13 protein-coding genes are annotated in these 13,514 nt (G+C 41.1%); 1 reads left to right on the top strand and 12 read right to left on the bottom strand.

Annotated elements, in window-relative coordinates; translation table 11 throughout:
• Nucleotides 1–9: 9 nt before the first annotated feature.
• The 4 genes from BJP34_RS35035 to BJP34_RS35015 all read right to left on the bottom strand — a co-directional run bounded on the left by BJP34_RS35035 (nt 10) and on the right by BJP34_RS35015 (nt 5,369).
• Nucleotides 10–906 carry a hypothetical protein gene (locus BJP34_RS35035; protein ID WP_070396318.1) on the bottom strand — a complete coding sequence of 299 codons (897 nt, stop codon included), beginning with the start codon at nt 904–906 and terminating at the stop codon, nt 10–12.
• 215 nt (nt 907–1,121) lie between these two features.
• Complete coding sequence (locus BJP34_RS35030; protein WP_070396317.1) at nt 1,122–2,309, bottom strand: glycosyltransferase family 4 protein; 1,188 nt, start codon at nt 2,307–2,309, stop codon at nt 1,122–1,124.
• A 410-nt stretch (nt 2,310–2,719) separates the two neighbouring features.
• Complete coding sequence (locus tag BJP34_RS35025) at nt 2,720–3,964, bottom strand: glycosyltransferase family 4 protein (RefSeq protein ID WP_070396316.1); 1,245 nt, start codon at nt 3,962–3,964, stop codon at nt 2,720–2,722.
• Nucleotides 3,965–4,169: 205 nt separating this feature from the next.
• Entirely contained in the window at nt 4,170–5,369 is a 1,200-nt protein-coding gene (locus BJP34_RS35015; RefSeq protein ID WP_083305508.1) for a glycosyltransferase family 4 protein, read from the bottom strand.
• Nucleotides 5,370–5,454: 85 nt separating this feature from the next.
• Here BJP34_RS35015 and BJP34_RS45280 point away from each other — a divergent pair, with 85 nt between their 5' ends.
• Nucleotides 5,455–5,607: a hypothetical protein gene (locus BJP34_RS45280; protein ID WP_158517653.1), complete on the top strand. Its 153-nt coding sequence runs from the start codon at nt 5,455–5,457 to the stop codon at nt 5,605–5,607.
• A 6-nt stretch (nt 5,608–5,613) separates the two neighbouring features.
• On the opposite strand, the gene BJP34_RS35010 is transcribed toward BJP34_RS45280, so the two are convergent.
• The 8 genes from BJP34_RS35010 to BJP34_RS34980 form a co-directional block, all read right to left on the bottom strand.
• Nucleotides 5,614–6,633: a glycosyltransferase family 2 protein gene (locus BJP34_RS35010; protein ID WP_070396314.1), complete on the bottom strand. Its 1,020-nt coding sequence runs from the start codon at nt 6,631–6,633 to the stop codon at nt 5,614–5,616.
• 20 nt (nt 6,634–6,653) lie between these two features.
• Nucleotides 6,654–7,748 carry an O-antigen ligase family protein gene (locus tag BJP34_RS35005; protein ID WP_158517652.1) on the bottom strand — a complete coding sequence of 365 codons (1,095 nt, stop codon included), beginning with the start codon at nt 7,746–7,748 and terminating at the stop codon, nt 6,654–6,656.
• A gap of 313 nt (nt 7,749–8,061) precedes the next feature.
• Nucleotides 8,062–9,312, bottom strand: coding sequence for a glycosyltransferase family 4 protein (locus BJP34_RS35000; RefSeq protein WP_070396312.1), 1,251 nt, complete (start codon nt 9,310–9,312; stop codon nt 8,062–8,064).
• Nucleotides 9,309–10,157, bottom strand: a complete 849-nt coding sequence (locus BJP34_RS34995; RefSeq protein ID WP_070396311.1) for a class I SAM-dependent methyltransferase — start codon at nt 10,155–10,157, stop codon at nt 9,309–9,311. The genes BJP34_RS35000 and BJP34_RS34995 overlap by 4 nt, the downstream gene beginning before the upstream one ends.
• 4 nt (nt 10,158–10,161) lie before the next feature.
• Nucleotides 10,162–10,287: a hypothetical protein gene (locus BJP34_RS49855; protein WP_267876445.1), complete on the bottom strand. Its 126-nt coding sequence runs from the start codon at nt 10,285–10,287 to the stop codon at nt 10,162–10,164.
• A 26-nt stretch (nt 10,288–10,313) separates the two neighbouring features.
• The gene (locus tag BJP34_RS34990) at nt 10,314–11,255 is read right to left on the bottom strand and encodes a polysaccharide pyruvyl transferase family protein (protein WP_070396310.1); all 942 of its coding nucleotides are present in this window, start codon (nt 11,253–11,255) and stop codon (nt 10,314–10,316) included.
• 6 nt (nt 11,256–11,261) lie between these two features.
• Nucleotides 11,262–12,158 (bottom strand): hemolytic protein HlpA-like protein, encoded by an 897-nt coding sequence (locus BJP34_RS34985; protein ID WP_070396309.1) that lies wholly within the window; start codon nt 12,156–12,158, stop codon nt 11,262–11,264.
• A 50-nt stretch (nt 12,159–12,208) separates the two neighbouring features.
• Nucleotides 12,209–13,429, bottom strand: a complete 1,221-nt coding sequence (locus BJP34_RS34980; RefSeq protein WP_229424179.1) for a glycosyltransferase — start codon at nt 13,427–13,429, stop codon at nt 12,209–12,211.
• Nucleotides 13,430–13,514: the final 85 nt, after the last annotated feature.

Raw genomic sequence — 13,514 nt, 5'->3', positions numbered from 1 at the left:
ATCACAGCTTTAATCGAAAAAGAGACAATCTTGTTGTCGTTGGCTTAACCCGCTGGCAATAGCTTGCAACTGGTGTTTAGAGAAATTTCTCTCAAAGGTTGTGATCGGTCGTCTAGAGGTGTAGGAAAAAGTAATTGAGTATCGCTGTGATCCAGTAGGTGGTTTCAGACGATGGAAAATGCTGCGTGTGTCAGTAAAAATTACTGTGCCATAGGGTCCTGGGCAAGGGATCCAGGTAGCTTTAGGGGCAACCCTTGTCATCTCTTGATCCGAGACAAAACCAGAACTGTAATAATTGTAGTTCAGGGCTTCAGCTAATGATGAGGTTAAATGTCTGGGAATATATTCAAAAGGGCCACCATCTAACCCCACATCATTCAAGTAGATAATAATTTTAACCATGCGATAGTCTTCTGGATCTACGTGCCATTGCCTGACATGTACTGGTTTTCCATCCGCAATAGTCCTTTGAAGGGTTACAGCAGCTAATAATGCTGGAACACCAAGGTAATTTTCAACAATATCAAGCAATCGTTCCTTAAGTCCCCACTTAAAAAGTTGTGGGTAACTAATTAGCTCTTCGCGATAGGTTATACAAGACTCAAGTTTCGGTATAGGTAATCCCCGTAATTTTGGTAAGATCTCCTCAGCACTATCTATCAGTTCCTTATAGGAAATTTCTAACTCTTCTAGAGAAGTAACAACCGTTCCTTGTTTCAAGAGAGAATTCAACAACGGTAAATCTACTGGAGCTAGGGCAGGTAGGGAGTTAGCATGATTTTCTAGTCTTTTTATATAGTCACCATAATACAGGTGATCTAGCCTTGGTATTCGCAAAGACTCTCTCTTAAGTTTTCCCGGTAAACGTTTTAGTTTTTTTACTAAATAATTGTCATTCAATATCATAAAAATAGTTTTATACAATCGATACTATAAGACCATCTATTTTCTAGGTTATACAGCGCTTTTCATAACTATAAGGTGCCCTTGAATCATTAAGAATTAAATTCGCAACGGGTCGCACTTCAGGTACACAGGATTTTTTACCTCTTGCCTCTTGCCTCTTGCCTCTTGCCTCTTGCCTCTTCCCTACTCCCTGTTCCCTTTGCTCTTAAAAAAACTCACGAAACTTTCCTATAAGCATCCAAAAGTTTAGGCGCTTGATGACGCCACTCCAGCATTTCTTCCATCCTGCGCCTACCTTCTGCACTCATTGTTTCTATGACTTCAGGAGAATTGAGAAGTTCCAGAATTTTCTCAGCAAACTCCAGCTCGTCATTAGGGGTAGCATAAACAGATGCATTGCCTGCAGAGTGTCTTCCCTCTCGGAGGTCAAACTGAACAATGGGTTTACCTAGAGCCATGTACTCCAAGATTTTATTCATAGTGCAGTTTTCGTTATAAGCCGATGTGGGAGAGGGTTCGACACATACATCGCAACTGGAAAGCCGCTCTAAAAGTGCTTCCCCGGTCTGAAATCCTGTGAATTCTACAAAATCAGTCAGGTCAAGCTGTTTAGATAAAGCCTTGAGGCTTTCAGCAGCAGGGCCACTGCCAATTAGCATGAAGTGAATATCTTGGCGCTTCTTTTCCTGCACAATGTAACGTATTGCCCTCAGAAGATAGTCAATGCCCTCCGGTTCCCCCATAACCCCCATATAACCGACCAGATAGTCACGACCTCTGCGGTAACTTGGGTTTGAGGGCATGATCCGAAACCGTTCCAGATCAGGAGCACTGCGCACTACAACTACTTGCTCTGGTTTCTTACCCCCTCGGGTAAGAGCGACCTTGCGATGGGATTCATTAGTTGAAATCACCATGTCTGCCGTAGCATAAGTCAAGCGCTCAGCCCAGCGTAAACCATGATAAAAAATATCTTTTCGTCCATACTTGGCGATGTACATCTCCGGAGCCAGATCGTGGTGATCGAAGATTACTTTTACGCCCCGGAACAATTTAAACCATCCCGCCACTAGAACCATTAAATCTGGCGGATTACAAATGTGAATGATGTCAAAACCTTGCTCTCGCCATACTTGACGAGCTAAGCGAAATTGCCAATTCACAGCCCAGCTGTATTCTCTAAGATAGCCAGTAACTGAGCTTTCTTCCGGTGGTAGGGGATGGCGATAAATATGAATCCCTTCCATGACTTCATAATCTTTATCAAACCCATTCCCTTTGGGACAAATTGTAGTAACTTGATAGCCAGCTTTCTGTAAGCTAGTAGCTTCCATCCATACCCGTCGGTCAAAGGGTACAGGTAAATTTTCGACAATTATTAATACTTTTGAAAATGAAGCCATTAAAATTGATATCCTTAATAAAATTCGTAAAATTTATCACTAAATGTGACCTTAAGGATAGATGCATAAGTACAGCGGTTTGCAATTGATCAGATACAAATTATTAGGTTATAGGGAGCAGGGAGCAGGGAGCAGGGAGCAGGGAGCAGGGAGCAGGGAGCAGGGAGCATCAAAGAGGGGAGAGGGAAGAGTAAAAAATACTGTATACCTGATAGTTATGCAAACCGCCGTATTTTAAACTATAGTTTTAGTTTTAAGTTATTAAAATATTAAAAGTTTTTATATCCCTGGTAATAGTAATGATTTAAAGAGCTTTTTTTACCTATTGCTAGCATGCCTATTGCTAGCATGCCTACTCCCTACTCCCTACTCCCTACTCCCTAAAACCCATAAATTTTTACCTCAACCAATTAATTTATATATATTTTTTCCACAACATTCTTAAATTCAAATTTAGTTGGTTGCGCCAAGGCCCTTGCACTCAACTGCTGTCGCAATTCTGAGTTTTCTGCCAGTTCTACTAAGGCATCACTAAGCTTCTGTATCACCCCTTCTTCCGTCAAACCATCGGTTTTTATCACCCGTCCACAGGTTTCATCTACCATCACCCCTGGTCCTCCTAAATCTAGACAGACTACTGGTAAGCCATGGGACAAAGCTTCTAGAATTACTAGCCCGCCGGAATCATGGAGACTGGGGAATAGAAAAACATCATGTTGTAGATAAGGTGAACTTAATTCTTTCTGCTCCATCCAAGGTATCCAGTCTACAGCATCCTTGATATCCAATTTCTCACTCAGTTTCTGCAGCCAAGTTTGCTCACTACCACGACCAATGACTGTAAAATGGGTATTGGGAATCTTTTGGTGCAACAGAGAAAAGGCTTTCAGGGCCAGATGTATCCCTTTCCAATATAAAAAACGCCCTACAAAAAGAACCTTAAAAGTATCTTTATTGATGCAGTCTTCTTCACTAATTTTAGGTATTTTTATGATATCATATATAGGAATATCAAAAACAACGTCAGACTTATACCTGTAAAATTTTGGGATAAGTGCCTGGGTAGGCTGCGAGCGACAATAGATTTTTGATGCTGTGATAAACGTTAAGTTCATCAGCGGGTCAAATTGAACAATAGTATTAGAAATATCGCGGATAAAATCAAATAACCAGCCCCTGACTGGGTAGCTTTTCCTGAGACACCAAGGTGCTTTTACTCCACCAGCTACCGGTCCGAAAATGAAAGGGATTCCTAAAAGACCCATGAAACTGGGGCGTCGAATTGTTGTATTAGTTACGTGATGAACCCGATCAAATACCACCTCCTGGGTTAATGATTTGGCGATTCGATAAGCATCCCATTGCCACCAGACACTCATCAATTGCCACAAGGGAACTGAGAGCAATATTAGGTGTCTGGTAATCAGAATTTTGAACAACCGAGATAACCAGGTAGGATGGTCGCAAAAGAAAAAATGTATGTTAGATATTGGATTTACCTGAAGTTCCTGCTCTACCGGAATCCGATTATGACTCCAGGTAATCACCCAGACTTCATGTCCCATTAGAGCCAGTTGTGTTGCCCAAGCCCAGCCGATTCCGTTTTCTGAACCGGTATGAGGTTGGCACTGATAGGCTGAAAGTAATACTTTCATTAGTCAACCTCCTGTATCCCAGACATCAGCAGATATTTGTATAACAGAGATCTTGAGAAACTCAATAGTGTGTTCATGGAGCTGTTGCTTGAGATTTACAGCAAGTTTCGCCCCCCTAGCCCCCCAAATTTGGGGGGAAATTGAGTTAAAGTCCCCCAAAATTGGGGGATTTAGGGGGCTTGCAGCTAAAGGTAGTGAGGTCAATTCATCTGAAAACGCCTGTAAGCACTGAGCCATAAATATTAAGCAGAGAACTGAGGTAGTTTTTGACATTGAGATGGGCAACGCTTGCTCTTGCGCTAGATCCTAAGGAGAGCCGTAACCCTTGATCATTAATTAGAGTCTGCATAGCCATAGATAGGTCTGGTATCTGTCCAGGCTTAACTAGCAAACCATTGTCACCATGTATTACCAACTCTGGTATCCCCCCTACTGGTGTGGTGATCACAGGTAAGCCCCAACCCATGGCTTCAAGCAATGCCATGGGCAGACCTTCGTTATAAGACGGCAAGATAAATATGTTCGCTTTTGCTAAAAGAGCATCCCGTTGAGCTGAGTCTATCCCGCCAAGGACTTTGATATGGTCTCCTAAATCTAGGCTTTCAACTAATTGACAGGCTTGCTGTACTTCTCCATCCCCTGCTAATAGTAATTCTGAGCAAGTTTTTTGTTCAGGAGATAGAGAGGCAAAGGCCCGGATAAGATCAAATACTCCTTTGCGTTTACCGATTTCTCCCACAAAAACTAACTTTATCTGTTTGCAGCTTGTGCGCTCTGGAATTTTTGAGGGCAACTCTACTGGGTTAGGAAGAATTACAACCTGTTCTGCTTTTAGTCGGAAACTGGACTGGTAAAAGTTTTTCCAGCTTTGTGATAGAACAATCAAGTAGGCAGATTGTCGAAACACCAAGCTAATTATTCCTTTCGCCCATTCAGGTAGCCCAGTGTAAAACAACTTATACTCGCTACCATGGGCGTGCAAAACCACAGGGACATGAAATGCTAGTGCAAGGAGCATCAAAATCATTTTCCGGATCGTGCTACCCCTTTGAGAAAAATGCACGTGAATCAGATCAGTCTTTTTTGTGGATAACCTCCACAGCAACTTCCCCAGAGCTTTCCCAAAAACTAAGAGCTTACTAGTAATTGATCCGTTTTTGCCATCAGTACAGGTAGTAGGAATGTGCTCAATTTGAAGGTGAGATGGTGCATTACGAAGAATAAGCTTCTGCACTGATGAGATACCAGCCTTGATCTCAAGGTTGTCACCTAACATTAGTACCTGATATCCCACCACAGGAAAATTATTTTGTGTTTTAAGGTCTAAATTTTTTTCTTTACTTGTATCTTTACTTGTGTCTTTACTTGTGTCTTTACTTGTGTGTGAAGACGGATAGTGAACCATAATTTTCCATAATTTTAAGACATTCAGACCTGGTGGTGCGTTACGGGGCGGACTATCTCAACGCTGGCTACGAGGTGAACAATCAGTGGTGCGTTACGGGGCGGACTATCTCAACGCTGGCTACGAGGCGAACAATCAGGGCAAGCCCGCCCCTAACGCACCCTACCTACGCAACTCCCTGCTCCCTGTTCCCTGCTCCCTGTTCCCTGTTCCCTGTTCCCTATTCCCTGCTCCCTAAAAGTAATCAAATCCACTTTGTCCACCTGAGTGCCCAAACTTTTTCAACACCATAAAATGGGCTTAATAGTAGTGTGAGGGCAACCCATACTGGTCCGACTATGTATAACCAAAGACGGCCACGATGACGTTTTATAAAACGCTCCAAGGGATAACGTAGTCGTCTATGCCAATAGGTTAGAGGGATTAATTCTTTGGTGTAAGTTTTGTAGATTTGCTCTAATTCATAGGTGGCTTTTACACCAGCGATGCTGGTTTTATTGTCACCACTTACTGGAGCAATGCTTAGCACCTCTTCGATCACGCGCCAGCGCACACCACGGAAGTAGAAATAATTAAATAGCTCAATATCCATGGTGTACTCATAGCTTTCATCTAATGGTTGAGGTCGATCAAGCAGCTTGCGCCGATAAAAGCAGCTAGGTTGGTGAATGGGAGAAGCAACAGAAATTAAGTCAATTTGTTTAAGTGTAGGAGCTTTAATGTAGATCTGGTTTTTAGCATCCAATATCATCGGTCGTGACCCTAATCCTAAGGGCAATACTCGCCCAAACAGAGTCATCCAAAAATTAGCTCCTTTGAGTGGTTGACCTAAATTGTCAGTCCTATATTCAATTTTGCTGCGACCAACTAAGACGTCAATATCAGGCGACTCGGCAAAGTATTTTCCCACTGTGTGTAAGGCATCTGGTGCTAGGAGGTCGTCACTACACAGCCAATTAACGATATCACCATTACACTTCGCAAAACCTTTATTAATGGCATTGGATTGACCACTGTCATTTTCACTAACCCACCAGGTAATGTATGGTTCAAACTGCTTAATTACTTCGACACTGTTGTCAGTGGATCCGCCATCAACTACAATGATTTCTAGCTTGGGATAGTTCTGTTCAATTAAGCTTTGTAAGGTGGCACAGATAGTTGCTCCGCTATTATAATTAGGAACAACTATCGAAATGCTCGGAAGTTCTGCTAGGGGAGGGTCTTCTTGTTCATCAATGGTACTTTCCTCTGAGTTTTTCATGGCTTACTATCCCGTTTATTTTACTGAAATAATTTACAGGGTTTTTCATAGCAATCAGGTACACAGGATTTTTTCCCTCTTACCTCTTTCCTGTTCTGACTTCTGTGCTCCCTACTCCCTACTCCCTGTTCCCTAACACCTAGTAAGTGGGGATTCTTGACAATTCGACTCTGGTAAACAGCTGCCGAAAGAGCGGTTGATACGTACAGAGTCCACACGATGTCTTCGGCAAGAATTGATGGGTCTAGGCTCAGGTTAACAATACTGAAAAATACTAGGTAGAGAAACATCCAGAAAAATTCTATTTTTTTGGTGACGCTTAGGACTTGAATTGTCTTAAATAAGGCTATAAATAAACTAAGCACAAAAAGGAAAATACCTAAAAATCCAAGTTGCAGAGCTAACTCAAGATAACCACTATGAGCATTACCATATCCTCCATGGGCAAGCCATGTAGAGTTGATGACAGAGTAGCCAGCGTCGGAAGACCAGAATCCTTCAAAACCGTAACCTAGCCAAGGTCGTTCTAAAATTTTATCAAATACTAAAGTCCAAATCGGTAAACGCCCATTCAATTGTAGATCTTTGCCTAGAATATCAACTAGTATGAATTCCAGGTTCCATAAAATTACTATCGATGCCACAAAAGCCAGGAGGGCTGAGACCATGTAAAGAACAGTTTGTAACTTATAGTGCTGTTTTACAAAGTTGTGAAGGGGCAGCAGGGTAATCATAACTAAAAAGATTAGCAATGCTGATTTTCCCTGAGAAAGTAGTAGCATCAAAACAGATAAGCTAAATCCCACCCACCCTACCCAGCGATATTTCCGATGGTTGAGGATGCTCAATAACGAAATTATGGCATTTAGGGTCATCAGACGAGCTAAATGATTTTTATGCCTAAAGATACCCTGAGCGGGAGCGTCCCCTAAGCCATGAGCTAAAGTGACCAATAAGCTTAAAATCGCCACTATACCTAGCACCCATGCCAACAGACGCATTTGCTCCTTAGGGTTATAGCGAACTGCTAAGTATGCTCCGAGGGCAGTTGCACGTAAGACGGCTCTAAGTAATTCTGGAATACCGGGAACCGCAGACCATCCAACTGACCACACAGCAGTCCCTACTAAGCATAGTAACGGTATATCCCTTGTAAAAACATAGGCAAATCTTTTCCATCGCCAAAGAATTAAAAAAAACAAGATTAGATAGCTACCAACTTTTAAAAGCTTAAGTAGAGGACCTGGAAAATCAAGAAACATGCCGGAAAATAAGCATATTCCAATCAAAACTGGTTCTAATTTGATTAAAAAAAAAGTTATTAACTGATTAGTAGATAACCTTTTTAAATTTATCATGAATTATCTAGTATTGAGAGTTATATAACCCTAGTTATATCAGTGATACTATATTTTCTAGTAATGATAGTTATACTCCGGATAAAATTTCAGTAAAAAGGGATAAGTAGCGTCTTGCTTGAATTTCTAAGGTAAATTCTTTTTCTACTTTTTCGCGGGCGCGGTAGGATAGTTTCTGATGTCGTTCTGTGTTCTCTAGCACCCAAGCAATTCCTTGAGCTAGAGCTTCAATTTGGTAAGGTTGGGCTAAATAGCCGTTTTTCTGGTGCTCAATCAGATCGGGCATCCCGCCAATGTTGAAGGCGACGCAAGGAGTTCCACATGCGATCGCTTCCATCACTGTGTTGGGCAAGTTATCTTGAAGGGAAGGGCAAACAAATACATCTGCTGCTCCATAAACTAGCGCTAGGGAGAGATCATCGCTGAATGTCCCTAAGTAGTGAGCGTTAAAACCAAACTCAGGTGGATTGTCTGGCCGAGAGTCACCAAAAATAACTAACTCTAGTTGATCTCGCCATCCGGATTGGCTCAGCTCTTGGAGCGCTGGTTGTAACAATTGAAACCCTTTGCGTTTTTGACTAGTGGCATTTACTCCTCCAAACAGAATAAGTTGCTTATCCTGGGGTAAGTTAAGTAATTCTCGCGCTACCTGCTGATGGATGGGTCTGTACTGTTGAGTATCAATGCCATTGGGAATTAGCTCAATTCGCAGATCCTGGAAAAGGGAACTGGAACTGGCACATTTGGCTAACCATGAGCTGAGGGTGACAACTGTCAGGTCAAGATTTCGCCAAGCTTTGGCTTTGCGCTGCCATACCCAACGGGATAAATCCCAGTCTTTACTGCTGTTAAGTTGAGGACAATTACCACAGGAGACTGTATAGCGATCGCAATCGTGATTGTAGTGACATCCTCCTGTGAATGGCCACATATCATGAAGAGTCCAAACAATTGGTCGCTTTAGTTTCCCAATGGTTTCAATTTGGACATAGCCAGCACAAATCCAATGGAGATTAATAATATCGGGCTTAAGTCGGGCAACTTTGGGAACAACTGCATCGGGAAACCACTGGCTAGAAAAGGTCTTATCTTCCCGTTGGGGGTAAAGCTTTTGAGGTAAAGCGCCAAAAGTCCATCTGCTCCTGGCTAGGCCCTGTGTCAACTTTTTTGTTGGTCCAATGACAGTTTGATCATGACTAAATTTTTCCTGCACTAAAATTTGGGAATCTAAATTAATGCTGTGGAAACCCTGATGTAATCGATAGGCAGCACGAGCAGCTCCACCAGATATATCGAAACTACTAACAATTAGAGTCTTCATGGTTTAATACCTTCCATGAACAGTGAATCGGGTTTACGCACTTTGCCCTCAAGCATATCTAGACCGTAGCTATTAAAATCTTGAATACGGCTTGAATCAGCACCACAAACGCGCACCTCTACAAATCCTGAGCGCTCCAGCAGTCGTCGTAAAGAAAAACGGTCATACATCCAATAATGAATTTCACCTGAATTCCGAAACAACCCGACTTCAAATGCTTGTCGTGCTTCATTCCCTGCGATCAGAGTCACTAGATATTTGGCAATACTAGTTCTGAGATTAAACTTCCTCAAGGTTTTGTAAAACCAATACCTATCCTTAGATGCTAGTCGCTCTATCCAGGATTTTTTTTCAGAGTTTTTATCCAAAAATATATCAGCATTGCTACCGATACGAGATCTGATAAATTCTTTATTAGTAAGATGAGTATCAGCTAAATAACTAGCCATTTCACCACCTTTAACGTGGCGCACTGTCTGGTCATAAAGTTCTAACATTATCCAGTCATAGTTAGCCTCTGCTTCCGTAACACCAGACTCAACCTGTTCTAAAGTAGAGATATAATGTCTAGCTATTGATTCTAGATCAGGAACAACTGCCCTAATTATTCCCTGTGGCTTAAGAACACGCCAACACTCAGCAATAAGTTGATCAGCGTCATGCTGCTTGAGGTGTTCTATTACATGAGAACTATAGCAAGCATCAAAATAAGCATCAGGGTAGGGTAACGTTTTCCTGATATCATGATTATGAATATGGGATGATTGTGGTGCTAAATCAACGTTAGTCCACGCCGGATGATTAGAATATGTAGAGCCGCAACCTATATTTATTAGTTTTAACATCAACCTACCATAAAACTAACATCACTAACGATATGGCAAAGGGAGTAGGGAGTAGGGAGTAGGGAGTAGGGAGTAGGGAGTAGGGATGTCGAAGACCGCGCTGGATCGCTTCTGCCTTGCTGTTGTGCAATTTAAATGCAAAACAGCTTACGTTGATTAAAATTGATTTTTCCATCTATTGATATTTTCTATTGGTAAGTTTATTTTTGTTTCATAGGAGGAATCTATCCAATTTTTAATCGAGTCTATATCATCTCGTTTAATAACTGGAAGGTTAGTATCTTTAGCAATTTCAGTAGCTCTGTTATCAATAGCAAGAATCAGTGCTCTTCTACTGTGTTGCAATGCTCGAATGCCAGCATGTAATCGCGTACCTATATAATCTACATCACAGCTAGATAAACACTGATCTAATGCTTTTAGGCTAGGTTTGAGATATATAGCACTCTTGCCACAAAAGGATTGCATATAGTGATAATCCTTGGGCTGCTGAGTCCAGAAATAAATTTTTTGATAGTTTTGTGACAATACCTTGACTAGGTTAAAATCAAACTTTTCATTTTGATGATACTCAGTGAAGGTAACTAAAACGGAGTCTGACTTTTTTCGTGGTATATTGGAACAGTGTTCCTCTGTCAGAGTCCATAATGTCGGGCAAGATGTATTAACTACGTTAGGGATGCCGATGGATTTTAATTTTTGCTCGGTATAGCTATCTCTAACCGAGTGGAGATAGGTATTACTGAGCAGCACTTTATACAAAACTCTGGTGTAAAAATTAGGCTTTTTTTGATATTTCCACCAGCCCACACCCAACAAAATGATGTCATTAATAAATAGGGAATCCCACAGATTAACTTTCCATTGCTTATAGGAATTCATCTTCGATGATAAAAGATTTGTGCCCCCAATAATTTTGAGGTCACTCATCCTCATGTATTTATAGGAATTACTGGAAATTTGATCTTGAGTTTGAATCCGAATTAATAGGGGTTCATCAAAGGTTGTATCTATAATGTTATCGACAGAGTCAATAATAATCTGATCGCCTAGGTTAGAGCTGCAAATCGATGGATCTAGAAGGGAAATGACTTTCATAGTTTTTTAAGCAAATCTGAAACTGCTTAATAATTTAGTTAATTTAGAGCGTTTAATAAAATTTTGAAAATAATTGTGGTCATAATCTCTATCGACAGCTGTAAATTGGTTATAATTTATCGGAAAATCAAGACTTATGGTTTTCAGTTGTGCTAGTTGACTAGTTGCTGATACGGTATGGGTGGCCCCTTCCCCAAAACCAATATTTGAAATCAGGTTAACAGCAGGAACAATTGATAATCCCGACTGTGCAAGTCTGGCAAAACTCCATCGGTAATCCCAAGCATCATACTTACCGTTTAGTGTAGAATCAAAGGATTTTTTACGGGCTTGGTAATGCTCGTTATTTGCCAACACATCCCTGATCCGATTTTTGATATCAGGATTTGACCAAAGACTCATAGTGATATCATAATAATTCCATGCCCTTCGCCAAGAAGCCCAACCCCAAATTCCACCATAATAGGAGAAATGATAACTCTGACGATCAGACTTCCATTTACCTAGAAAGTTAGTCCCACTAACCATCATGACTCGCTCATCGTCTCGATATCGCTCTAACAGATTTTCACAAAATGGGAAAAAATCGGGATGGGGGAGACAATCATCTTCAAGAATAATTGCTTCTTCAACGGTGTTAAAAACCCAGTCTATTCCACTGGACACTCGCTGACAGCAACCCAGATTTACATCAGAGTAGTTTTCCAAAACCTCACAATCCCAATCGACGCGCTCAATAATTGCACGAGCTGCAGCACACTTTTCTGCTTCACCTGGTCGATCAGCACAAGGTCCATCAGCAATGACTAACAGTTTGGGAGGTTTGGCTTCGCGAATTACTTCAAATACTCTCTCAGTAGTATCTGGTCGTTTGAAGATTATGAAGGCAACTGGAGTTTTCATCTCTATCTACATAATTAATATAAAAACTAGTATTTTTCGATAGCGACTTGCTAAATACTAGTTAAAATACTCTGAAGTTTCTCTGGGAGCTGATCAGTAGAATGAAGACGTCTATAACCATCAAAATCCGGTTGCACTTGTTGGTTATAGTTATCCAGTTGACTACAAAGGCGACCTATAGTATAAATACATTGCAGCACATCCCCTTCATTGATAGTCAAACCCAATTTAAATTGGCGCACTCTCTCTGCCATACAAAACTTGCTGCTCACAATCACAGGTTTTTCAAAGACTGCTGCTTTAGTTAGGATATTGCTACTGTGGGGGAAGTCATGATAGGCAGCAAATAAGATATGACAAGTACTAACTAAAGCGTTGAATTTTGCTTCATCAGGAATACGCTGAAAATAAAAAAAGCAGTTAGGTAACTTTCGGTCAAGAAGAGTCTGGAGTCTTGCTTGCTCCTGGTAAGTGTAGCTCTGCTTGGATAACTGACCGGCGAAGACAAAAACATAGTCTTGTTTCACCATCTGCTGAGCAACTTCTAAAAGTGTCAACACTCCTTTACGCTGGGATTGTATTCCTAGTAATCCAATGATTTTTTTGCCTTTCGCTTTGGCTTTAATTTGTTTCACGATTGACCAATTCAAGTCTGGAGCTGACTCGTCAGTAAAATCGGGAAACGTAATGACAGTTTTGCCGTTGATTTTGCTTTGTAATTGGTTAGCAATCCCTTCGTCAAGAACAGCAACAGCTGGGCAATTAGAGGATTTTAACGCACCATGAGGTTTGAGAGGACCTCTATTGATAGACCAAAACTTTTGTTTAAGCCTCAAATGACGAGGTTGAACATAGAGACCAGACCAAGGGTAAGGGAAAATATTGTCTACTATATGGTGTAGCAGGTAGGGCGCTAAACAACTATCAAGCCAGGGAAAAAATACTAGATCGGGTACTTTACCAATTTTTGATGAAGCATACTGAATGCTAGCTTTGGCGTAGTACCAACGTTTTACTGCATTCAGGGCTGTGCGAATTCCATTGATCCTAAATGAGCTAGGCTCTGGTGTTTGAAATAGAAAAACCTGGAATTGCTCTTGATAGTTAGGGCAGTTAAAGGCAATCCATTCAGTTAATTCTAATGGTTTTGGGCAGAAGGCTATTACTTGATGACCAAGCTCAAGCAACATTTTGGTGAAAACCTTGAGGTATGTTGGACGATGTCCCTTCCAATTTTCCTCAATGAGAGCAATGGTTTTCAAGGTAATCACCTCTTAAAATAATTCTATATAGCTACTAGCTATCAATACATACTAACTAAATAGATATCAGGGATAATAATTTTATTTTGCCAGA

Source organism: Moorena producens PAL-8-15-08-1, from assembly GCF_001767235.1.
Lineage (GTDB): Bacteria > Cyanobacteriota > Cyanobacteriia > Cyanobacteriales > Coleofasciculaceae > Moorena > Moorena producens_A.
The sequence above is the reverse complement of the archived record's forward strand: the minus strand, read 5'-3'. Positions and strand labels throughout refer to the sequence as shown.